The sequence below is a fragment of the Flavobacterium piscisymbiosum genome (genome assembly GCF_020905295.1).
GTDB lineage: Bacteria > Bacteroidota > Bacteroidia > Flavobacteriales > Flavobacteriaceae > Flavobacterium > Flavobacterium piscisymbiosum.
The window spans coordinates 6,052,635-6,077,561 of sequence record NZ_JAJJMM010000001.1 but is presented as its reverse complement, the minus strand read 5'-3'; the positions used below and the strand labels follow the sequence as shown (position 1 = coordinate 6,077,561).

Annotated in this window: 21 protein-coding genes; 4 read left to right on the top strand and 17 right to left on the bottom strand. The window is 32.9% G+C overall.

The window, feature by feature from the left end; translation table 11 throughout:
* Positions 1–387: 387 nt before the first annotated feature.
* From LNP81_RS25635 to LNP81_RS25555, 17 genes are all read right to left on the bottom strand, one after another.
* A complete protein-coding gene (locus tag LNP81_RS25635; protein ID WP_230040299.1) occupies positions 388–948 on the bottom strand; it encodes a metallophosphoesterase in 561 nt (186 codons plus the stop codon).
* A gap of 2 nt (positions 949–950) precedes the next feature.
* Complete coding sequence (locus LNP81_RS25630; protein WP_230040297.1) at positions 951–1,607, bottom strand: hypothetical protein; 657 nt, start codon at positions 1,605–1,607, stop codon at positions 951–953.
* Between the two features lie 11 nt (positions 1,608–1,618).
* Positions 1,619–2,284: a hypothetical protein gene (locus LNP81_RS25625; protein WP_230040295.1), complete on the bottom strand. Its 666-nt coding sequence runs from the start codon at positions 2,282–2,284 to the stop codon at positions 1,619–1,621.
* A 203-nt stretch (positions 2,285–2,487) separates the two neighbouring features.
* A complete protein-coding gene (locus tag LNP81_RS25620; protein WP_230040292.1) occupies positions 2,488–2,754 on the bottom strand; it encodes a hypothetical protein in 267 nt (88 codons plus the stop codon).
* 89 nt (positions 2,755–2,843) lie between these two features.
* Complete coding sequence (locus LNP81_RS25615) at positions 2,844–3,392, bottom strand: REP-associated tyrosine transposase (RefSeq protein ID WP_230040290.1); 549 nt, start codon at positions 3,390–3,392, stop codon at positions 2,844–2,846.
* 103 nt (positions 3,393–3,495) lie between these two features.
* Positions 3,496–4,128, bottom strand: coding sequence for a hypothetical protein (locus LNP81_RS25610; RefSeq protein ID WP_230040288.1), 633 nt, complete (start codon positions 4,126–4,128; stop codon positions 3,496–3,498).
* Positions 4,129–4,544: 416 nt separating this feature from the next.
* Entirely contained in the window at positions 4,545–5,039 is a 495-nt protein-coding gene (locus tag LNP81_RS25605) for a hypothetical protein (RefSeq protein WP_230040286.1), read from the bottom strand.
* A 28-nt stretch (positions 5,040–5,067) separates the two neighbouring features.
* Positions 5,068–8,502 (bottom strand): hypothetical protein, encoded by a 3,435-nt coding sequence (locus LNP81_RS25600; RefSeq protein ID WP_230040284.1) that lies wholly within the window; start codon positions 8,500–8,502, stop codon positions 5,068–5,070.
* Entirely contained in the window at positions 8,502–10,673 is a 2,172-nt protein-coding gene (locus LNP81_RS25595) for a hypothetical protein (protein WP_230040282.1), read from the bottom strand. The genes LNP81_RS25600 and LNP81_RS25595 overlap by 1 nt, the downstream gene beginning before the upstream one ends.
* A gap of 30 nt (positions 10,674–10,703) precedes the next feature.
* Positions 10,704–11,207: a hypothetical protein gene (locus LNP81_RS25590; RefSeq protein WP_230040280.1), complete on the bottom strand. Its 504-nt coding sequence runs from the start codon at positions 11,205–11,207 to the stop codon at positions 10,704–10,706.
* Positions 11,208–11,224: 17 nt separating this feature from the next.
* Positions 11,225–11,683 (bottom strand): CHAP domain-containing protein, encoded by a 459-nt coding sequence (locus tag LNP81_RS25585; protein ID WP_230040278.1) that lies wholly within the window; start codon positions 11,681–11,683, stop codon positions 11,225–11,227.
* A complete protein-coding gene (locus LNP81_RS25580) occupies positions 11,680–11,967 on the bottom strand; it encodes a hypothetical protein (RefSeq protein WP_230040275.1) in 288 nt (95 codons plus the stop codon). The genes LNP81_RS25585 and LNP81_RS25580 overlap by 4 nt, the downstream gene beginning before the upstream one ends.
* 315 nt (positions 11,968–12,282) lie before the next feature.
* Positions 12,283–12,528, bottom strand: a complete 246-nt coding sequence (locus LNP81_RS25575; RefSeq protein WP_230040273.1) for a hypothetical protein — start codon at positions 12,526–12,528, stop codon at positions 12,283–12,285.
* Between the two features lie 433 nt (positions 12,529–12,961).
* Complete coding sequence (locus LNP81_RS25570) at positions 12,962–13,162, bottom strand: hypothetical protein (RefSeq protein ID WP_230040271.1); 201 nt, start codon at positions 13,160–13,162, stop codon at positions 12,962–12,964.
* Between the two features lie 122 nt (positions 13,163–13,284).
* On the bottom strand, positions 13,285–14,001 hold the full coding sequence (locus LNP81_RS25565; RefSeq protein ID WP_168199981.1) for a DUF3164 family protein: 717 nt from the start codon (positions 13,999–14,001) through the stop codon (positions 13,285–13,287).
* Positions 14,002–14,014: 13 nt separating this feature from the next.
* Positions 14,015–14,293, bottom strand: a complete 279-nt coding sequence (locus tag LNP81_RS25560) for a hypothetical protein (protein WP_230040269.1) — start codon at positions 14,291–14,293, stop codon at positions 14,015–14,017.
* On the bottom strand, positions 14,286–14,423 hold the full coding sequence (locus tag LNP81_RS25555; RefSeq protein WP_230040267.1) for a hypothetical protein: 138 nt from the start codon (positions 14,421–14,423) through the stop codon (positions 14,286–14,288). Before LNP81_RS25555 ends, LNP81_RS25560 begins: the two co-directional genes overlap by 8 nt.
* Positions 14,424–14,727: 304 nt before the next feature.
* Between LNP81_RS25555 and LNP81_RS25550 the strand changes: the two genes are divergently transcribed.
* The 4 genes from LNP81_RS25550 to LNP81_RS25535 all read left to right on the top strand — a co-directional run bounded on the left by LNP81_RS25550 (position 14,728) and on the right by LNP81_RS25535 (position 24,867).
* Positions 14,728–15,411 carry a S24 family peptidase gene (locus LNP81_RS25550; RefSeq protein ID WP_230040265.1) on the top strand — a complete coding sequence of 228 codons (684 nt, stop codon included), beginning with the start codon at positions 14,728–14,730 and terminating at the stop codon, positions 15,409–15,411.
* A 231-nt stretch (positions 15,412–15,642) separates the two neighbouring features.
* Positions 15,643–19,779, top strand: coding sequence for a hybrid sensor histidine kinase/response regulator transcription factor (locus tag LNP81_RS25545; protein ID WP_230040263.1), 4,137 nt, complete (start codon positions 15,643–15,645; stop codon positions 19,777–19,779).
* A 427-nt stretch (positions 19,780–20,206) separates the two neighbouring features.
* Entirely contained in the window at positions 20,207–23,233 is a 3,027-nt protein-coding gene (locus LNP81_RS25540) for a SusC/RagA family TonB-linked outer membrane protein (protein ID WP_230040261.1), read from the top strand.
* Positions 23,234–23,274: 41 nt separating this feature from the next.
* Positions 23,275–24,867, top strand: a complete 1,593-nt coding sequence (locus LNP81_RS25535; RefSeq protein WP_230040260.1) for a RagB/SusD family nutrient uptake outer membrane protein — start codon at positions 23,275–23,277, stop codon at positions 24,865–24,867.
* Positions 24,868–24,927: the final 60 nt, after the last annotated feature.

Genomic DNA, 24,927 nt, shown 5'->3' with positions numbered 1-24,927 from the left:
TTAAAACAAATAAGTAGGTCCTAATTATGGGTACGGCTTAAAAAAAAGTCAATAGGAGAGTGGGGAAGCTTATAGATTAAGTTTCCGGATTGGATTTTTGAAATGTGTTTTTAGAGTTTTCTTTAGATTATCTCACTTTTAAGACAGCTCAAAGGATTTTGTCTTTGAGCTTTTATATATTTTGTGATCATAAATAAGATCACGATAGCGCGGATTTGCAATCCGCGTCCGCAACACAAAGACGCAAAACAAATCATTAAAACAAAAGTCACACAAATTAATGCGCATTTTAGATTTTCAAGGAAAACAAACCAATCTTTGCGGGCACGGATTGCAAATCCGCGCTATCGTTGCTGAGATAAATCTGCGCGATCGGGCTATTGTTGCTTAGTCTCTTAAAAAGACTGGAGATTTCCAATCTTTTTTAAGAATAATTTCTTTTATCTCTTCATACGAAAGAGGATAAAAATTATGGCAATCCACACCAATATCAATTGAACGAGAAGTTGGATCATCTGCTAACCCTCCATGATAATGCCCATACAGATGCCAAGTCCCATAGTGAGAGGCATTCCATTCTTTAATAGCATAATGAAATAGTACAATAAATTGTTCTCCGTTATAAGCTTCTTTATCTTTAACTGACAATTCATGATAATCTTTTATCCATTCAAAACGAGGGGCACAATCTAAAGCTGCATTTTCATGATTTCCTTTAATTAAGTATATCTTTCCATTTAATCTTTCTAAAATGATCTTTAATTTAGCAGAAGAGATTAGCCCCACATCTCCTAAATGATAGACTTCATCTTCTGGATTAACTTTTTCATTCCATCTTTTTATAAGCTCCTCATCCATTTCTTCAACAGATGAAAAAGGACGATTAGAGAATTTATTAATGTTTTTGTGTCCAAAATGATGATCGGAGGTGAAGAATATTTTGCTCATAATCAAAAATTTGGTACCAAAGGAAGAAAGTTTGTGAAATATGATAACATTGCAGGTGTCATTAAATTTAATATAGGACCATCTTTTTGTTCCCTTAAAAATTTTGGAAGAATTGTATATGGTTCTGAAAAGACTTTAGTGTTTGTATCTATGCTACTAATTTCTCCATTCTCATCAAAATAAAAAATAACTTCTGCATCATTATCAAAAAACCCATCAATATCATCAACATCAAAGATAATATTTTTATTAGCTATATTTAAAATTTTATATCCTCCTCTTGTAGGCATTCCACTAGAGTCGTAGCCAATTTGCGCTACTTCTTGATTGTTTGAGTTGAAAACCGTTTTACTATAAACAACACTCAAAGTACCTTTATACATATAATTTTTTTTCCAAACAGAATATCCATTAATTATTTCTTTATCTGACATAATTGACCATTTATGAGATAAATCTAAAGAACCAATAACGTTATTTATGTTTTCACCAGGCGACATAAAGTAAGTGCCGTTGACAATCTCATTATTATAATATAAAAATTCCATTTTTAAAGTATTATCAATAAATTTTAATTCATAATAATCTTCTAAACTGTTTTTTTGTTGAATAGTTATGATACTTCCTGTTGCATTTCTAAATTGTGTATTTAAACTCATAGTACTATAATTTAATATTTGTAAGGCATTGTTGGTAATACATCAAATTTTGAACCTTTAATGATTATTGCTGCTCCAATTTCTGTTTCTCCTTTTTCGTTCAAAGGAAAAAATATCTGTGTTCCGTCATTTCTTTTTCCAGCATTTTTTAAACCTGTTAAAAAATCAACATTTCCATTAGGAACCATCCTAAATTTATGAATAATTCCATCCTGAAAAGCTTTGTCAATTTGGTTAACTGTATTCTGTATGTTTTTCCACTCTTTGTCATTATAATCTTTTGGATCAAGAGTTTTTACATGTTTTCTCCAATTTTCTTTAACTTTTACTAAGTATTTTTCTCCTTCTGAACGAGTAAGGTATATTATTTGATCCAAATCTCCAGGAGTGTTAATTACGCCATCTTTCATTAGAACAGGTGTATTTGTTAAATCAATTGGATTTTCAGGGTGAGATTTATATAATACTGATCCTTGAATCTTGTATTCTAAAGGATTGATGTCCATTGCTTTGCAATAGTTGTCTAAATATGCTTTTTGTTGATTACAAAATAATTTATAATCATTAATATTTCTGAAACCTGTCGGAAATCCCTTGACGATTGTAACTTTAGCATAATAATTAACCAAAGTTAAAGTTTCTTCGTAAGTATATAATTTACTTGCGCGGCAACTCATATATATAAAATCTTCGACAAGTTTTCTATTATAGATTTTTAATTCTAGAGTCTTTCCAATTAAACTTTGAGTATTTACTTCATTAAAATGTAATTTATAATGGGTAGGCTTAAAACCACCTCCTGTTTGCTTAATTCTTTCTACAAGTGATAAATGTAAGGCTTCATATTCTTTAGGAATTGATACATCGAAAGCAATACCCGCTATTCAAGACTCTCTCTCGCTTTAATCCCTCTGGTATCGCTTGTAAATTCAATTGGCCACCTATTTTCATTATAGTAGGTAACTAAATTTTTAGCATCCTTTCTCAGCTTAAATTCAGAGATAACACTTCCAACTGCTGAAAATACTTCAAGCCATGTTACAAATTCTTTTAGTTTTTTTAATCCCTCATCATCTTCATTACTTGAATTTGTAATAATTTTTAAAAATAAACTCACTGAAGCAGCAGTAACATTTACAGCTTCCATACCAGCTGTAACAAATAAAGAAACCAAAACTTCAGTAGATACTGACTCCCCTGCTGGCGCGAGCGTCCCGCTCGTGCACGTGAAGCATTTCAATTAATATCAATTTCTAAGACAGTCTGATCATTATCGCCATAATTTCTAGCAGAGCTGTATTTCCAATCTACAGGATTAGTAACAAAACCAGTCTCTATCGGGTTGTTATGAATATAATTTAATTTTTGCTCAAAAACTTTAAAAGACCAGATTTCAATGGGTTTGTTGTTTTGCTGCCAAAACTGCCTGAATTTTACATTGCTGTTTTTCTTTCCAGCTCTTTCAAACATCCAAAGCATCCATTCTTTTCTGCTTTCTTGTGGATTTTCTTCAATTACTTTGAGCATTTTTCGAGAAGTAAAACCTTTAAAATCTCTTATTAGGCCGGAAGGGTCTCCATTTTCAGATCTGAAAATTAAATGAACATGACTTGGCATTATGCAATAACCATAAATCTCCATTCCCTTGTTCTTTCTGCAGTAATCTAATGACTCAACAATGCTCCCAAAATACTCTTCTCTTGTAAAAACATCTATCCAGTAAACTGTAGCAAAACTTATAAAGTAAGCTCCAGTTTTATCTCCAAATTTGTATTTTCTGCTCATTTATTATTTTTGAGCTAATGTAAGAAATACTTTGCGTTCACGAGCGGGACGCTCGCGCCAGCGGGGGGCTCGTGCTAGGGAATAAGGTTAAGTAATATATAAATTAATTACTTTTTTTCTTTTGAAATTCTTCCCACAATTGATTCGTCTTTTCTTGATTAGGAATACCTGCACTTCCTCCATTTCTTTCGCAAACGGAATCTATATAATCTAAAAAAGCATAATCTAATGACGGTAATCTGAAATCTGTTTGCTTCTTAACATCAAATTTAGAGTCGATTGTAATTTTAGTTGGCTCTGACTTATCTACATAATGACCTGTAATGTATAGTGCCTTTATAGAATCATAGGGATTTGGTAAATTTTTAAATTTATCAAACACAGAATTGTTCTTAAAAAAGTCCCAACAGAATAATGCATGGATTAAACCGGCATCTAGACTTCTTGCACTTGACAAATTAAATGTGTCACCATTTTGAGGATTATTATTTCTAAAGTCATTTAAAGAAATTACATTTTTTAACAAGTCTGGAGCTATTATTCCAACTATATTTAATAAATCATGTTGTCTACTAATTTTATTTAACCAATCTTGAGGGAAACCAATTACATTGTTCCATTCTTCCATTTTTGATAAAAAATCCTTAAACAATAATATTCCTGAAGTATCAGTTTGTATTTTTCTACCTTTTATTTGATTTTTTAACTCATTGAGTTTGTCTTGAAAATTTTCCATTTTTTTATTCTAATTTATAAAAATTTATAAGTTGATTTAAGATATCGTCCAGATTATCTAAATTTTGAGTGGGTAAAGGCGGTATATTTACTTGTAATCTTCCTAAAGAATTATATTCGGAAAATTCGAATGACCACCCTATTTTATTAACACTAAGGTAATGAGCTCCTACATCATAACTAAAAGCATTGTCTCCATTAACAAAGCTCCTTATTGGCATGTGTTTTTCCATTACCCGATAGCGCGGATTTGCAATCCGTGACCGCAACAGTAAGACGCAAAACAAATCATTTAAAACAAAAGTCACACAAATTAATGCGCATTTTAGATTTTCAAGGAAAACAAACCAATATTTGCGGGCATGGATTGCAAATCCGCGCTATCGTTGCTGAGATAAATCTGCGCGATCGGGGGGGTTAATTTATGGATATAGTATATGTTGTGTTTTTAGTTGTCACTTCCTCAAAGAACTCCCTTAATTGGATAAAAACGTCTATAAAATATTTAACTGTGAAACCATCCTGTTCTATATCATCAATATTAAAATAATTAAAAAAACTGCCTTGTTGCATTAAAAAAGCCTCAAAGCTTATTCCTATATTCCATGTTGTGGTTAAATCTAGGTTTATTGGTAAGGTTTGCAAAGAGGGAAGTATTTGATTATTTATAAATGTGTTCACCTCAGGTAAATTATTTGTTGATAAGTAAGCATTTATGTCAGTTTCAGTTACTTCTTCTAAGGGTATATTAGCTCCTAGCTTATAATAATATTCACTAACCATTGCTTTATATAATTGTAAGGCTAAATTCTGATTAAGTGTATATGCATAGTACAATATTGCACCATAATCATCAAAATTTAATAAGATTTTTAAATTGTTATCAATGCGAAATTCTATTCTTCTAGACATAGGTTTTTTATTTTTATTAATAAATTTGTTAGTCCCAACTATTTTTTTGGTTATATTTTTTATTTAAGTATTGATATGTACCTTCTATAATTTCTCCTTTTGTAGTGTTAAAGCTACTCGGATTTATTTCACTGACATCAAATTGAAAATAATTATTTTTTACTTTCTGTTGAAAATCAGATGCATTAATAATTATTTTTTCGTTAGTTTTCACATTTATCATTTTAAATTTGAAATAATCAATATCATCAAAACCTTTAATTTTTTTAGTTTTTAACAACTGATTGGAAACGAAAAAATTTTTCATTTCTACTTTGTCATAATAGGGCATTTGACCATAAGCCAGTAAATAACCAACTTCCTCATCCCATTTAGTAGCATTAATTGGTAATTTGCAACTATAAATTTTTTCAAATTTACCAGTTATATTATTATAAATTAAGCCATCAATATCTCTAATAGCTGATGTATGTAAAAGCTTATCGTTTTTACTGTAGAACATAATATCTACACTAACATAGCCTTCTTCATAACTACTAAGATTTCTTTTGATATAATCGATAGCTGGTTTTTCTATGTAGTCACCAACAGTAACTCTGCTTCCGTCACCCAAATATTTAATCGCCTTTTCCTTATTTGCTGAAGAAGGGTTTTTTATCCACTCAAAAGCATTATTGTGTTGAGGCTTATTAGGGGTTTTTATTTTATTTCTTATTGCTATAAAGTGATCATATAAATCTTTAATTTGAATTGAATTAAAATTATTATTTAACCAATGATAATCAGCTTCACTCAAAAGTAATCTCCTCATTCCGTTACCATCAATGAATTCGCTTATTTTTTGAGGGTTTTGTACAAATTTATCAAAATAAAGATCCTTGTTTCCAAAAGTATCTAAAAAAGATAATCTCCCGTTAATTTGAGCTCTTTCTAAAATGTATCGTGTTGGAATTTCATTATAAAAATTTTTATAAGCGCTACTTCTAGCCGTATTTGAAATAACGGATATTTCATTTCTTTCTAGCACATCAAGTTGTTTTAGTTCTTCCCAATTATCAAGAGTACTAGTTTTGTTTAAAGAATTCCAAAACTTAGTTTCGGTATTTTTGATTTCACCAAAATCTCTATAAAATGCTCTTTTTAGGTCGTCACTATAGTTTGCATAACGAGTTGTAATTAAATTTGTATTTTCAAGTTGAGGTAATGTAGATAATTTTGTTTCAAAAGAAACTACATCATTAACTTTATCTCCAAGAAGTGTTTGCATTACAGATTTTACTTCTGCAGGCATAGCAACAGTTCCCGCTAAATCGATCAATGCATATTCAGCAGCAGTAACTGCTTTATATCTGCAATAAATAGTGCCTCCGCCAAAAGCTAAAGCGATATAGAGAAATGCTTTGTTAGCCTGTTCTCGTGCCATTCTTTGTTCTTCAGTTGGTAATAATGTAGCATTATATTGACCTAAAGAATATATAGTTGCAGCTGTAATTGATGTTGTAAATGAACCAGCTTCAAGACCTGTCCAAACTAAGATCTCTTCTGACGCAATTAATTCTCCACTTAAAGCAGCGCGAATTTTTGTTAAATACTTTAAGTGTTGCAAATATTTTAGTTGTGTGATACCTCCGAAAGTAAAAAATAATACGACTTCTATTCCGATGGTTACAGCTAATGCTATTTTCGCATCAATTTTCAATAATCTTTTAAAATCGTCTGAATAATAAAATAGAAATGCAGGAATAGGTTGGTTATTTGGTAATATTGTTCTGTCGTCAGCTTGATGGCCAATTAGTGTTATTGACTGATATAAGTGATACTCATTAGGAATCGATTCATTTTTATCTAAACTTGGGGCATCTCCTAAATAATGGCCATCAGTACTCAAGTATAAATTAGTAGTACTAACTTTTTTATTTATAGTTACTAATTCTTTCTTTAACGTTTTATCGGTTATATAATTTACCCATGTGTTGGTTTGTAATGGCATTGCTGGATCATCCGAATTTACAGATGAAATTCTGCCACATTCTAAAACTATTGATTTTAAATGACCATTTTGATATTTGTAATAATTATTTCCATCAGTAAAAAAGAAAGATTCTGTATTTACTTCTTGTGATACATTCAGTAAATTATATTTTGATACTTTCCATAATTCGTAAACAGCATAAATAAATGCCATTCTATTGGTTTTTTCATCCGCAATCCAACTTGCAATAGGTATTCTTTCAATTCTGGCATCGTCTAGCATTTGAAATAGACAATCAAAATTTGTATTTACACCATTCTCAATTTTTAGAAGAAAGTCTAAAAAAGCATTTGCTTGATTCTGCGCTACAGATAAAACCAGCCTTACAATAAATTGTTCTTCAGTTTCTGTTATATTTCTTAATTTTATAAAAAATAAGATTGTTTTTTTTATTATTTCAATTGGTAATGCAGAAATAGCATTAATAGGAAGGATTTCTAGTAAATATTCGTATTTTGTTTCTTGGGGAAATGTAGATAACGCATGTGGTATTTTATAAGTTTTTTGATAAAAACTTACTAAGCCAATATAATAGTACTCTAAATCAGCGTAAGATGATTGTTCATTGAATATTGTAGGCAGAGTACGTCTATGTGGTAAAGAAGATTTAGGATCATAGTAATATCCCCAGCTTTTTTTCAACAAAAACAACATTTGTTCCAAATTAGATAACTTACCCAAGTCAGTATCTATATCATTTGCAGTAGCTTCTAAAACTGATTCAGAAGTGCTATGCATCAGTAAATTAGGAAAGATATCATCAATAATTTCTCTAATTTTGAAGATGATAAGCATTACTATTTTTTTTCGCTTTCTCTTATCATCATTATTTGTGTAACGATCAATAAAATCACCTAGATTTTTAGCATAAAAATAAGAACCAGGCTTATTTAATGGACTTATAGAAACAGGAATAGTTGATGAAGTAAAATTACTTGGTAATCTCAGCTTATAATCAATTGTTTCAAAACCATCAAGAATACCATCGGAATAGCTTCTAACTCCTCTATTATCAATTGTGTTTTCTATCGTAAAATCATATTTTTTGCGATCATAGAATAAATCATATGGGGCATCAAAATTAGTTACGCTTACTGAAATAGGAGCTCCTGCTTTGGCAATAAAATTATGGAAGTTAAATTTATGTTTGTAAATCATATCACTTCCAAGTGGTATATTAGGGCCAGTATTTTCAATATATTTTAGAAATTGTTTTTCATCATAAAAACCATCTGTTAAATCAGATCTTTTTTTGTCAGCTGTTTTAAATGATGATTTATTGTAAAATAGATATTTAGTGTTAATAATGTTTTTTTCAATGACTGTTTTATATGTAAATTCTATTAAAAAACCTTCAATGTCGAATTTTAGTTCACTAAAATTATTTGTTAATTTTACTGGTATGCCCGATTTATATAAAAGTACTACCATTATTCCATATCTTTATTTAAAATTAAATATTCATCTTTGAATTGCTGTTCAGGCATATACTCACTATACCCCTTACTAAAATGATATCTCCTATCAAGCGAATACACAAAAACAGCTTCGTTAGGTTGAGATAATAAATTCCCACCCTCGGCATTCTCGGCAACAATTGCAACCTTGTATTTCTGGTATTTGATATCTTCCGGAGAAATTAGTTCGTTGCCATCTTCAAATAAATCAATCAAAAACAAACGTGGATTTTTTATGTCGTCTGTGATTAATGCTTTTATGGCATCATTTTCAGTTTGAGTTAATCCCAAAATGATTTTAGTTGGATTAGAACCATCCAATGTTTTTAATTCCAGTCCGGTAATCGTTTGAGTACTGTCTGTAAACATTTTGAGGTTATAGTAGTAAGGTTCCGGTAATTCGTAAGTTTTACTTTTGGTTACGGCACCGCTTGCAGAAGCTGTTGTTTTGGTATCAGGCGTACTGCTTCCTGTGGCAGAGACTGCATTGTTCATAACATCTATCGGCTCTGTAAGGTAGGTTACACGTCTAACGGCTGCAGATTCTTCAACTCCGGTTTCGATAACATCATTAACAGTTAGAGTTTGTACTATTGAGATTCCCTGCTGTTTTTTATCGTAAAACTCATTGATAAGATTCAGTTTTTGAGAAGTCATTCTGGAATAACTTTCATCGGAGCTAAGTTTTAATAAAGGTTTTGCGTCTATTAAGCTGAATACGTTATCAAAAAAGTTGGCTTGCCCATATAAAATAACAAGATCTCCGTTTTCATCTAGAGTTGTTCCGGCTGTATATTGATTCACTTTTCCCTGATAAAGCAAAATGTTAAGCGCAGCAATATTTTTACCTTGAACAGCAGGAGTTGTAAGCTGAATGGTTGAAGTTAGATTACTATAGTTTCCTGTTTCATCCGGGGGTAATCGTAAACCGTCGGCATTAATGAAATTATCTTTTTGGGCATTGGCTACTTTTGCGATTTGTCCGTAAAAAGCAGTATTGTTATTGTTATCGGTTGCGAACTGTAAATACAAATTGTTTGTTGTAACAGAAGTTGCCTGTTCCTGAGTATTCACTAAAACGGGCCATCCAAAAGTGCCATAAGCAGCAGCAGTCATTGGGACGACTTTAGTAGCAGGATCTTCTAATAATCCTGTTTTTAAGTTTTCCGGCCCTTCGCCTAATTTATAATTTCCGTAGAAATCATAACTACGCGTGCGGTCACTTTGAATATAGATATACCAATTGTTTTTTGTATAAAAGCTATTGATAATACTGTTGTAAATTTCTGTACCTTTTTTAGTTGTTTTACTTCCGGCAGAAACTACATCTACAGCATATTCTGGGACAAATAAGCCATAAAAGGCAGCAATATCAATAAATTGTGTACTTTGTTCGCGCTGAAGTTTTTTCGTATAATCTGTAGAACCATCCGCAATAATCTTTGCATCGCCTTTACGTGCATATCCTAAATCAAAAACAAATTCGCCATTGGGCAGTTTGTTTTTATAGTCGCCGTAATTTAAGACAATATCAATTCCGCATTCGCCTTCAGCAAAAATCCCTAAAGATTTTCCCATATCAATCATAGGCAGTTCAAAAGGATCGTTTTCTTTAAGCGTGCCGTTTTTATCTTCAAATTGAGATTCTTTAAAAAAGACATTTGAAAGTAAAGTACTGTCGGGTGCTGTAAGATCGTAGCCAATATAAGCTGCAGTAAACGGAGGAACAGGAATTTCTGTAACCGTTTCGCCGTTTTTGACTTTACGCCCTTCATGAAAGGCTTTAAAATCTTTATTTATCTTGTCGATAAAATCTGAATATTCCCCTTCATTTTTAATAACTAATGGCTCAGAATCGTTTGTAAAAAAGTCACTCTTTTTTAATCCTCTATAGATAAAGTACTTGATGCTTAATCCCGGAAAAGGCTGTTTATAAGGTCTAAGAATTAGATTTACTTTGTTAGGATTGTCCGTTTGAGGCTGTATTAAAACAACCCCTTTACAGATAGAATAGGCTTTTTTAGCAGTATCTAAATTGAATTTGGAGGTGAGGTTAAACTGAGTGCTCGAGACGGGACCAAAAGCTTGTTCCTTACTTTGCGTAAGGCCTCCTGACTCCACGAAAAAATGAGATTGTGCAGACATATTTATTTAATGTATTATTTAAAAATTGATTTATTTAAACCATAAAGGCTTATAGAATTTGTACGCGAATCTCCCAATTAGAAAGAGCAGTACAAGCAGAAGCAGTCTTCCCATCCAGATTTGCACCTTTTGCCAAAAAGTTAAATGATTGACAAACTTGGTAATCGTGATTGTTTTTTCCTGAACATCTTTTACTTGTTTCGATTTCCAGAAAGCGTATAGCTCTTGTTCTTTCAGGTCGCAGTCTACGCTGAGTTTATTGTTATCAAGTCGAACCCTTGGGCTTTTTAATGTACGCCCTGGTTCGGCCTGAATAACATTTTTAAGAACTACTTTTCCGTTAATACAGTCCAGTAAAGCGTTATAGGAACTACTGTCTTTAGCAATTTTAAAAACAGTATCATGCAAAGTTTCTGTAATATTGATGGTTTGTACTTTGTTTTCGTTTTGCACGGGTTTAGGACTTCGGCATGAAATCACAATCAGGATAATAAATAGGGAGAGAACAAAGCATTTTAGTTTTTTAGTCGTCATGATAGTTGGTTTTTAATTTAATTTTGCAGGCGCAAAAAGCCCTTTATACTTTTTATATCTCGTTTTCTTCGGGCTACTTTATAGCCTTCACGGCCGCCTGTATCATTTGTATTTCCTTCGATAGTGTAAATCATGGTTCCGACTACTTTTTCTACAAATCCGGTATGGCCTAAACCATTTTTTAAATCCAGAATAAAAATGTCTCCTGCCTGCGGAATTTTTTTTACCAAAAGCGGTCTTGAGTTGTATTGATCCAGAACTCCTGCCGTTTTCTTTAAAGGATTTTTTGCGTTAATCTGCAATGCCGCATTTTGGGTGCACCAGTATACAAAAGCCATGCACCAGGCATATCCTTTTGAAAGTCCTACGCTTCTTAAATAAATCTCGACTTCAGGGCCGGAGTTACTGTTTCTGGGAATTTCTTCGACACCAATTTGTGCCGTAGCGATTTCTAAGGTTTTTTTAATTAGTGTCATGAATTTTTTCCGTTTAGTTGTTTGAATTTTTGTAATTCATCAACCAATTGCTGGTTGATAAGCATGAGTTCTTTGTGTTGTATTTCCATTTTTTTTATGGTATCGGTAGCTGCTGTAAGTCGGGCAGTAAGGTCATCCAGAAGATCACGGTAATATTTTACGGCACTTACGGCATTGTCAAGTTCGGCGGCTCTGTCCTGAGCCAATGATTTTCGCATTGAGAAAAACCAGGTAATAAAGGCGGCAAAAAATGCGGTTAGAGTGGGGTATAGAAATTGCTCCATCGAATGTTAATGTTGAATGTTAGGTTAAATATGTTTTTTGAGAAACAACAGTAGGATGTCGTTTTTTTTGGGATTTACAATCTTGTAAATTACAGTGAGATTGTAGCGGGTTCTTTCCGTTTGAGATTGCAAAGATTGGGTAAAAAAAGCCCTAAAAAAAACGAATGCAAGGTCTGCGAACATTTGTATTCTAGGGCTTTACATAGTTGTAAAGGAAGCGAACAGAACTCATTTTTACAGAGGTAAACGAGTCATCTTTGCATTGTAAAAACAAGTTTTTTTACAATTAAAAGATTTGATTTTCTTTTATAGTAATTAAGAAGATTTTTTCTTAGTACTCATAAGTTCTTCTATTTTTTTCAATTCTGAAGTAATAGGCGTACAAAGAATTTCATACAAGGTAGTTCTTGAAATAGGATAAACAGGATACACATATTTTCGCCATACTACGGTAGTAGGAATATCTTCTGTTTTATGTTTTTGATACAACTCTTTAACAAGTTTGTAACGCAGTAATTTATTTTTTTGAATTCCGAGGCTTCTGTTGGATGATATAGGCATGATAATAATATTTATGGTGTGATAGAAAATGAAGAAAAGATTTTGAAAAAGCGAACGAAGTTTAAAATGAAGATTTAATCACTATTAAAAATTACCTGAATAATAAAGTAATGATATAAGAGTTACAGCAGCCAAACCATTTAATTTTTTTAGTAATGGTTTTCTCCTTCAAATGCCATTTTGTTAAGAACCTCGTTCTGAGGTGATATTTGTTAAAGATTTTTTTTTAACAATTGAGGTCAGTACTCTTCCTATTATGATCTCGTTCCGCAGCTCTTAAGACTGGGAACTTTACAGAAAGAATGGTTTTTGGCTGCTTTTTGGGTAAAAAGAGCCCATCTTCGGTTCCTGTTTTCCTTCAAAAAAAAAGTGATAAACAGGAACCTTTTTTTATGTCTGCTAAGTTTTTTTATGCAGATAGTGAGGGATTTTTTCAGCCTTTATAAGTGGCTGTTGTATGTTTTTTGAATCTCGGATTTTTGATTACGATGCTTTCATATTGGTTAAAAGCCTGACGTTCTTTATTCGAAAGGTTATTTTTGCAGTTCCAGTTTCCAAGTCCGTCTTTAAAAATTGTATGTTCATTAACCTTGTAACTTTCGTGGTCTGTAATTGGTTTTATTTTTACGCTCATTTAAGTATTGTTTAAAAATTATTTTGATTCTGAAATAAAACCATTCACGAAATAAAAGTATTGGTTTTAAGTTGGTTGCAATAAGCAGCAAGGCTAAAAGAGCCGAAACGTATATATCATTATTAAGCTGCATGACTTTGCTCGTTTTGCTGATTAAAAAAATTAAAAGCATAACCCTGTAAAAAATCTACTGACGACATAGACAACGGAATATTGATTTTTACACCATTTTCATCAATTCTGTTTGCCTCGATAAACCAGCTTGAGCGAATAGGCTTAAAAGACGAAGCAATAATTTCAACCCCATCTGTAAATTCTTCATTATTAAATTCTTTCGTTAGTTTTTGAAGTTCCAGAACTCGTGAACCTTTTAAATTACCTTTAGCATCTTTCTTTAGTAAATTGAAAACAATTTTTACCAGCGATGCCGTTTCTTTACTTGTAGAAAGAGACGAAATATAGTTTTGTACTTTTTCAATTCCAATGGTTACAGTATCGTCCCAGCCTTCATTAATGCGATATCCAATCGTAATTTCCTCTTTATCATTAGAGAAAGTATGCGACATTTGTTTTTCTTTAAAACCATAAACCTGATTTTTTAAATCCAGAATAGTTTCAAATAATCTAAAAGTTTCTGTTTTAGCATTTCGCATCATTTCAGAGGTCTCATGCAGTCTCGAAAGTGCTTTGGGAATCGTTTCTGCTACCAGTTTTTTATAAGCATCTCTTTCTTCATTTTTTTTATTTTCAATTCGATTTAGAGCCTCTTTTAATTGTTGTGCAGAAAACTGAGATAAATCCATATTTGGGTTGATTGTGTTTGTTAAGGGAGTATTCATAATATATTGGCATTTAGTTATGTAATAAAATTTCTTCTTTAAAAGGATCACCATAATAAGGTTTGAAATTATAGAAGTGGGCAAGTTTCAAAACCTCTTTTATTTTGTATTCAATTTGCGGTGAAACTGGTCGGGATGAAGCTGTTTCATTATCCAGAATATGCATCCATTGAAAACGTTCCTGATTAATGCAGATTCTTTCTCCGGCTGTGAAAGTTTTTGTTCTTTCTGAGCAATATTGTAATGCCAGATATAATAAAGCAATACGTTCTTCAATTTGATTTCTATTCATGATTTTTAGTGATTAAGGTTCTTAAGTGATTGATATCAGATTCGATTAAATTTCTCTCGGGACTGTTTGGATTTTCAATCAGCCAATTTTCCAGTTCCTGAATTTTTTCCTTGATTTGATGTGTTTCCATTTTTTATAGTTTTTAAGTAATAATAAATAGATTTTTTATAATTAGTGATTAATATTACTGCTTATTCGTAGTTTTATTCCTATTTGACGTAGTGGTTTATTTTTTATTTCTTAAGGTCTTAATGTTGTTATAATTAATTTATATTGAGGAGGTTATTTGTTATTCTGTTTTTGATTGAATTTCTGCTACATCTAAATTTGTGCTTAATTATCTTGTTTTTTATATTTGTTTTTCTTTACTTTGCAAATATAATGTAAAATAATACATCAAAACAAATTTTTAACGTAAAAAAATACATCTTTTTATGGGGTCAACGGAAAGAATGAGAGAATACCTTGATTATAAAGGGATTACTAAATATAAGTTCTGTAATGATTTAGGCTTTTCTAATAAGTTTTTAGATAACAGCAGTAATATGGGAACAGATAAAGCGTGTAAAATTTTACATCACTATCCGGAGATTAATTCCGAGTGGCTTCTTACCGGAAACGGATCTATGATAAAAGAGGATAATGCTAATATTGTAATTATGAATAATGACCGAAAAACAATCGATTCACTACATATGAGTCAGGAAATACCTTTATATGATTTAGAAGCTGTAGCGGGTCTACGAGAATTATTTAATAGTGGAAAACCGCAAAGAGTTCTGGATACGATAAAAATTCCTAATCTGCCAAAATGTGACGGAGCCATTTCTGTAACTGGAGACAGTATGTATCCACTTTTAAAATCAGGAGATATTGTTCTGTATAAAGAAACCGAATTCGAAAATATCTTTTTTGGTGAGATGTATCTTTTAAGTGTGAAGCTAAATGACTGGGAAGAATATATTACAGTAAAGTATGTTCAGAAATCAGACCAAGGATCTGACTTTGTGAAATTGGTAAGTCAGAATTCACATCATCAGCCAAAAGATATTCATATTTCAAAAATTTCTGCATTAGCATTAATAAAAGCAAGTATCCGTATTAATACCATGATGTAAAGCTTCTGTTATTCTGGAATTATAAAAACTAAAAACCTTTAAATTGTTGATTTATAGGTTTTTTTTGTTTAATGCGTATTTGTTGTTTACAATAAGTACAAATACACCCCTTAAAAAGAAAATATAGAGACTTCTGTTTTTTGTATTAGATTTACCTTGCAGGACGTTTGACACCTCTTTTGTATCAAATCAATTCAAAATTTAATTGTTGAGCTCTTATTTATTTCAGATATGAAAAGCATTAAAAAGTATATTTTAAGTTGTATTTTATTGTACTCAATTTCGTTTAGTTCTCTTGCCCAGAATTCGGATTTATATTTTGATCATATTAATTATGATGTGAGTTTTTCGCAAAGTATGATCTCGAGCATTCATCAAACCAAAAAAGGATTTGTATGGATAGGAACTGCAAACGGATTAATTAGTTATGACGGCTATAATTTTCTGAGATATATTTACAACAAAGACATCTTAAATACGATAAGCAACAGTCATATCAACGTTATTTTAGAAGATAATGAAAAACAACTTTGGATAGGAACCAACAATGGCCTGAACCTCTTTAATAAAAAAGAAAATAGTTTTTTAAGGGTCGATGTTCTAAAAGTAAAAGGAGGCAGAAACTATATTTCGTCGATTATTCAGGACGATCATAACAGAATCTGGATTGGAACTTTTGGAGGAATCAAACGCCTTAATAAGGAAAAATATTTATTAGAAGAAATCTCAAACGATCACAATTCACCCTTTAGAAAAAGCAGGGTTCTGTCTTTGTTCTATGATGCTCAATATGGTGTATTAGTGGGTACGGCAAAAGGACTGGAATGTTTTGATCCTAAAAACGGATCGAAGAAAAATCTGCCTCAGGCTTTAAGCGAGAACGGTACTTTGCTTAAATCTAAAATCTGGAAAATCATTAAGGAAAAAAATGGCGATTTGTGGTTTGCAACCGAAACAAATGGTGCATTTCATTATTCTAAAACTAAGAATTCAGTAACCAATTATGTAGTCGATTTTAATAATAAACGAAGCTTGTCTTCCAATTGGATTAATGATATAACAATTGTAGATGACAACACTATTTGGTTTGCCACCAAAAATGGTTTGTGCGTTTTTAAAAAGGATAAAAAGGAATTTACCAATTACAAACACAATCCCTTAACGAGTTACAGCCTTTCTGACGATGATGTAAAGTGTTTTTTGAAAGACCGTCATGACGATATCTGGATTGGTACAAACGGCGGCGGAGTTAACTTTTTTCAAAAAAGCAACACCAATTTTACGAATATCCGCGAGGTTATCAAACCTGGTTTCGGACTCAATAATGCCTATGTAAATGCTGTTGCAAAAGAAAACGATGGTGCTTTATGGGTGGGAACAAACGGCGGCGGACTGAATCATTTAGACTTTAAAAACAATAGAAATGATTCGTTTTTAATAGACCATTATGATTTTGAAAAGACAGTGAATATGGTCACTGCTTTGGTAAACCAGAACGATCAGAATTTGTATTGCGGAACTTTTAACGGATTGTTTAAATTTAATAAAAACAGTAAAACCTTCAGTAATATTCCGCTTTCTCAAAAAGATTCAAAAGAGAGAGAAAGACCCATAACCTCCTTATTAATGGATAACGGAGATCTTTGGGTAGGCACCAACGGAAACGGACTCAAAAAAGTAACACCAGAAGGTTCTGTAGAAAGTTACATGGCCGATGGCAGCGGAAATTCCCTCAGCGATAACTTCATTACCGATATCGCAAACCGACAAAATGGTTTGTGGATTGCCACTCAATATGGTTTGAATTATTTTGATAAACGATTAAAAAAAGTCACCAAAGTTTTTAAAACAGGAGGAAAGAGCGGTTTGCCTAACAATAGTCTTACGGTGATGTTTACCGATTCGAAAAACAGGTTTTGGATTGGTGCTGAAAGTGGCGGAATTAATTTATTTGATGAAAAATCGGAACGTTTTTTTGAAATTAATAAAGCAAAAGGTTTTACAGATGAAACCATAAAAAGTATCTCAGAAGATGCGGAAGGTACTATTTGGGTCAGTGACAATAATTTATTGTATCAGATAAAAACAAATAAAATTAAAACGGTACCTGCAATTGCTGATTTTGAGATTACCTATTATTCTTCAAAAGATGGTTTGAAAGTGAAACAATTTTCAAACAACAGCAGCACAAAACTCCAGAATAATAAACTGGTATTTGGATCATCAAACGGACTAATCATTTTTAATCCTTCAAAATTAATAAAGACCGAAGATAAGGCAGAAATCGTTTTGACGAAACTTATCGTGAATAATGAAGAAATTAGACCTGGCAATAAAGAAATTCCGTTAGAAAATGATATCAGCGAAACTTCAGAAATTACGCTGGGTTACGATCAGGGATATATTGGACTTGAATTTAGTGCCATGAATTTCGTAAATCCTGAAAAGAATGTATATGCTTATAAATTAGAAAGCTCTTTTAATAAAGACGATTGGCATACCATAGGTTCACAGCATTATATTAACCTGACAAATTTAAATTCAGGAACTTATCTCCTTAAAATAAGAACTTCTGATGCCGGCGGAAAATGGAATCCATCTGTAAAAACCTTAAAAATTATCATGCTGCCGCCATGGTGGAAAACCTGGTGGGCGTATATCTTTTATTTTGGATTGTTAGTGGCGGGAGGCGTTTTATTGTTCCGTTTTTTTAGAAATAGAGAATTATTAAAACAAGCCTTTTATCTGGAACAGGTCGAGAAAGAAAGGCAAGAGGAATTGTACAAAATGAAACTGGATTTCTTTACGAATGTTTCGCACGAAATCAGAACGCCGCTAACGTTGATAAGCGGCCCTGTTGAAGAACTTTTAAGCAGTGCCGAAAAGGATTCAAACCTCGAACATAAATTAAAAGTCATCAAAAATAATTCAGACCGATTATTAAAACTGGTCAATGAATTAATGGATTTCAGGAAAGCAGAAAAAGGCAGTATGAAAATCTATTGCGAACAGCAGGATATTGTTTCTTTCTGTTTTGATATTTATGAATCTTTTCGCGGATTTGCAGTAGAGAAAAAGATTGATTACAAATTTGTGCTCAATATCAATACTGTAATGCTCTATTTTGATAAAAATCAGATGGAAAAGGTAATTTATAACCTGCTTGCAAATGCATTTAAATTCACAAGCAAAAACGGCCGTATCACCATAGCTGTAGAGCAAAAGGCAGATGATCCGGATTCGATAGACATTAAAGTAAAAGACAATGGTATTGGAATTCCTGAAAACAGGAAAAAGAAAATCTTCAAAAACTTTTTCCAGCTGGATGATCGCGGAAGCGCCAATTTAGGAAGCGGGATAGGTCTTGCTTTAAGCAAAAGTATTGTAGAACTGCATCACGGAGAAATTAAAGTGCAAACCGAAGCTGATGCTAATTTTACCACGATTTTTACCATTACATTAAAGAAAGGAAAAGACCATTTTAAGAAGTCGCAGATTGTTGAAAATGCCATTAAGATAGAAGAAAATGCAAACCCAATTTCGGATGTGAAAACTGAGATTGAAACCTATGAGGCGGAATATATTGAAGAACCGGAAAACAGCAACAAAAAGACTGTTTTGGTTATTGAAGACAACGAAGAAGTGCTCTCTTTTGTATATGATATTTTATACAGCGATTACAAAGTCCTGAAATTTACAAACGGAATAAAAGCACTGGAATACATGGAAAAAGAAATTCCGGACCTTATCGTAACCGATGTCATGATGCCGGAAATGGACGGTTTTGAATTGTGTAAAATTCTAAAAACAAGTATCAATACCAATCATATTCCGGTTATTCTGCTAACGGCGAAATCATCTACTTTAAACAGAATCGAAGGACTTTCAACAGGAGCAGATGCTTATATTTCGAAACCTTTTAGTATTGAAGAATTGAAACTGACAATAGCCAATTTATTATCGGCCAAAGAAATAATGCGTCAGAAATACGGAGACGGGTTTATTACAGATGCTGAGGATGAAAATGCAAACACACCCGAAGGTTTATTCGTAAAAAAACTAACACTGATCATCGAAGCCAACATCGATAATACTGATTTTGATGTCAACGATCTGGTTCGCGAAATAGGAATGAGCAGAACCGTGCTTTATAAAAAAGTACAAACTCTTACCAATCAATCCGTAGCCGGTTTTATAAAAAATATGCGACTAAAGAAAGCTGCCAGTTTATTAATAAACACCAGTTATTCAGTATCAGAAGTTACCAACATGGTGGGTTTTAATGATCGAAAACATTTCAGTAAAGAATTTAAAAGGTTTTATAATTTATCACCTACTGAATACAAAAACTCTCATTTGAATAGTTAGCCATAAAGTTTAATTGAACGCTAATGAAACAGATTCGCTTTCGCGAAAGCGCAGATTCACGCAGATATTTTAAAAACAATTAACAAATTAAAATCCGTTTAATCCGCGTCTTTGCGAAGCAAATCAGTAAAATCCGCGTCTAATTATACATAAAGTCCGCAAAGTTTAATTAAGCTTTGCGGACTTTGCGTTTTTATTCTTAGCGTGCTCTTTGCGGTTAAACTAAATTTAAAACATGAAAATTAATCGAATTTCAAAAATTTAAGTTTTTTATTACGAATACCGTTTTTTTAAAGCCTAAAACTGCAAATAAGCACATTAATCCCCCTAAAAACGAATATCTTCCTCCCCTAAAAACGTCATTTATTAGTCACATTTGCAATGAAATCATGACTGATTTTTATACTAACTAACCAAAACAATAACTATGAAAAAAAACAAACATGAAAAGATGTTTTTTCTTGGAGGAAATTATCTAAAAGTAATTTTACTACTGTTTATGTGCATCCTTTCGACCACAACGAATGCACAGGAAACCTCGATCACAGGAAAAGTAGTCGATAGCCAGGGCTTACCCTTGCCAGGCGTAAATGTACTTTCTAAAGGAACATCAAAAGGAGTTCAGACCGATTTTGATGGTAACTTTAGTATCAATGTTCGGGCAAAGAGCATATTGGTATTCTCTTTTATCGGGATGGATGAGGTTTCGGTTCCAACCGAAAATAAACAGAATCTAAAAGTAGTCATGAAAGCAAGCTCTCAGGCGCTGGATGAAATTATAGTTGTAGGATACGGAACAAAAAAGAAGAGCGATGTAATTAGTTCTGTTGCCTCTGTAAAACCGGGCGACATGATAAAAGTAGCCACTTCTGATGTGGGAGAAATGCTGAGAGGTAAAGCCGCAGGAGTTCAGGTAACTTTATCCGATGGAGGGCCGGGAAGTTCTTCTTCTATACAAATTAGAGGAAAAAAATCAATTAACGGAAGTAACGAACCTATCGTAATTGCAGACGGTATAGTTATAGGAAGTATTAATGATATTAATGCCAATGATATTGCTTCTTTAGAAATTTTAAAAGATGCCGCCGCGCAGTCTATTTATGGAGCAAGAGCATCAAATGGGGTTATTTTGATTACTACGAAAAGAGGAAAAACAGGAAAGGCAAAAATTGCTTACAATGGATTCTCGGGAGTGCAGACAATCAACCGAAATTTTGATATTTATAGTGGCGAAGAGTTTGCTCAATTAAAAAGAGAAGCTTATAGAACAAGTAATAATGGTGTTTACAGACCAGATAATCAGGTTTTTTCTCCGCTTGAATTAGAGTCGGTTCAATCAGGAAAATATATCGATTGGGAAAAATACGCTTTAAGAACCGGCGTTACCAACAACCATAGTTTGAGTGTTTCGTCAGGAACAGATAAAACAAGCATTTTTACGAGTTTAAACTACATCAATACTTCGGGAGTTGTACCTAATACGGACTTCGAAAAAGTAGCCATGAGAATTAATGTTGACCAAAGAATTAGCGACTGGCTTAAAGTGGGAATGAATCTTTCGCTTCAGTTTTCAGAGTCAAATCGTCCAAATGTGGGTAATATTTTAAATAATGCCATTAATACATCACCGTTGGGTAAAATTTACAATGATGATGGTTCGTTCCGCCATCTTCCGGGTGGAATTCAGGAAACACCAAATCCGCTTATTGATATTTACGAAACCAATACAAATGAGTTAAACAGAAACGACATCATGAATGTGTTTCTGGATATCAACATTTTAAAAGGTTTTACCTATAAATTGAATGCCAGCCGCAGATCGTGGAATTACAAAGCAATGAATTTTAATTCTTCTAGATCACTTTCAGGAATCGCAAATTCAGGGCAGGGAAGCGGCAGTATTCTTTTTAAGGATAATGTAGAATATCAGTTTAGTAATATTTTAAATTACAATTTTAAACTGGCGGAGAAAAACCATTTTAGTGCAACGGGAGTTTACGAAATAACATCATCAGAATACAATGAATTTAAAAATTCATCAAACAGGATTCCGAGTGATATTTTGGGAATTTACGGTTTAGAAAGTGCTTTTCTGAATACACCTGAAATTGGCGGAAATGAAAGATCGCTAATTTCATTTGCAGGAAAATTAGAATATGATTTCGATAACAGATATTATTTTACAGTTTCGGGCAGAGCCGATGGATCATCAGTATTTGGTAAAAACAATAAATGGGGATTTTTTCCTGCTGTAAATGCTGCCTGGAATGTTTCGAACGAAAGTTTTATGAAAGAGCACGTTCCTGTTTTGAGCAATTTAAAATTAAGAGCCAGTTATGGTAAAGTAGGGAATCAGCCCAAAGATCCGTACCAAAGTATGGCAGTGGCAGATCAAAGAGATTATATCATCAACGGAATAAAAGTATCCGGTTATGTTCCGGGTTCACAATTGTCTAATCCGGATTTGCGTTGGGAAACGTCAACACAGTTAAACCTTGCCACTGATTTTGGTTTATTCAAAAACAGATTAACAGGAACGGTTGAGGTGTATAATACTGATACGTCAGACTTATTAATCTATGAAACGCTAAATGCAAATACAGGATATACAACCAAATTGTCCAATCTTGGTAAAGTAAATAACAAAGGTTTAGAGATTACTTTGAACGGAGATTTGATCAAAAAACAAGATTTTAGACTGAGTCTTGGCGCAACTTTCACCAAAAACAAAAACAGCATCGTAAGCATTTATGGTAAAGATGCCAACGGAGACGGAAGAGAAGACGATTCTGTTGGAAACCTATGGTTCATCGGTAAACCAATTGATGTGTATTACCGCTATAAAGCTGTTGGAATTTATCAGCAAGGCGAAAATATCCCTATTGTTACAGGAACAACTTTGTATCCGGGAGATATAAAATTATACGATGCAGATCCGTCAAACGGTGCAAATCCAAATCCGGATCAGGATAGGGTAATCACTTCAAAAATGCCGGATTGGTTCGGAACTTTTTCAGTGAGTTTAGAATACAAACGTTTCGATTTCTCGGCAGATATTTATACAGTTCAGGGCGTTACAAGAGACAATTTATTTTTATATGATTATGTAAAAGGAGGTTCTTTAAGAGGAGTTAAAAACGGTATTAAACAAGATTACTGGACACCTGAAAATCCGGGAGGAAACTGGCCAAGACCAAGAGACGGAAACGATCCGCCGTATATCAATACTTTAGGATTACAGGATGCCTCTTATATTCGTTTACAAAATGTATCTCTTGGATTTAAGTTTCCTGAAAATACACTTAAATCATTAGGATTGAGTAATATGAGATTGTATGTAACAGGAAGTAATTTAATTACCATTACAGATTATCAATCGTACAGTCCTGAAAAAGATATAAACGATTATCCAGAACCTGTTACTTGTGTTATAGGCTTGCAAGTAGGTTTCTAACAGCACATTTAAGACATCAATAAAATAAAAATAACAAGATTATGAAAAATATAAATTTTCTATTTGTTTTGATATTCGGACTTTCTTTAGGACTGACTTCGTGCGAAGAATTTCTGGAAGAAAACGTAAAAGATCAGATTTCTGTAGATTATATCTACACTTCTCCGGCAGGTTTAGAAGTTGGAGTAAATGCACTTTACAACCAGATGAGGTATTATAATTCGCCATCCGGAGATAATAGCGATTTATGGGCCAATGTATTTTTTATGGTTGCCACCGATTTAGGATTGCACAGAACCTGGAATACACCTTATGGTACAGGACATAATCCGCAATCTTTTACAGGATCAAAATGGATTCAGGGATATAAAATTATCGACAGATGTTCTGCTATTATAACTTCGGCAAGATCTATTAATATGGATCAAAATGCGAAGAAAAGACTGGTGGCACAAGCACGTGTTATAAGAGGGGAATTGTACTTGGATTTAAAACAAATGTACGGCGGAATCTTAATTGATACCATTCCAACAACGCCGGAAAACATTAATGATGTAGCAGAATATAAAGTTGCCAGCGATGCCGATGTTTACAAATTAATCGACGGCGATCTGGATTATGCAATAGCAAATCTTCCTTTTAAGGTAGATGCAGGACGTTACGGACAAGGTGTTGCAAGACACATTCGTGGTAAAAGTGCTTTGTGGCAGCAAGACTGGACAGAAGCAGCAGCGCAATTTGATGCGATTATCAATGACGGAACTCACGGTTTAGTACCACTGGCTGAGGTTTGGGGACAAAATGCCAACCATAAAGAATCACTTTTTACTTATCAAAGAGATTTTCTATTAGGACCTAGTGATGATTTGGCAGGCGGAGGAGGTTTTTGGCTGGGAAGCGTTTTTACTCATAGACCTTATGAATTAAATGCAAGTGAAATGATTCAGGATGTGGCTTATGGAGGTCAGTCTTTAGGATGGTTTTATCCCAACAATTATTTAAAATCACTTTACGATCAGGCAAATGATTTGAGGTTTAAAACCTATTATTATTCGGATAATTATCAGGATTATAAAATCAATGTTCCGGGTAACCCGAAATTTGGCCAGCCGATTACCAATCCGGCAATTGCGGCTCCAAACGGAAATTACAGAGCCTGGCACTGGAGTTTGAAAAAATACCACGATACAGAAAAACTGCCTATGACATCCAACAGTTACAAAGATTATATGTATTACAGATTGGCCGAAACGTATTTATTGGCATCTGAAGCATATCACAATCTGGGTAACGACACAAAAGCACTGGCTTATTTGAATAAAGTGCGAAGAAGAGGTTATACCGGAAATCCAGAAAGTACCGTAACAACTTTTGATTTGACCAGCTGGACATTAAATAATTATTTGGATGAATCAGCCAGAGAATTGGCGTTCGAAAACAACAGATGGTTTTTGCTAAAACGATTAGGACTTTTGGTAGAAAGACAAAATCTATATTTCCGTTCAAGTCCATCAGGAACAAGTGCAGGAGAAGTGCCTTTAAAAATGACACCAGTAATGGTCAATATGCCTATACCGCAAACTCAGATCGATTTAATGGGAAAACCGGCAGGATTTAATGTGGGATATAATTAATTAGAATCAAACCGTTGGGTGTAATTATTTTTAACACATAGAAACATAGAATTACTGAAG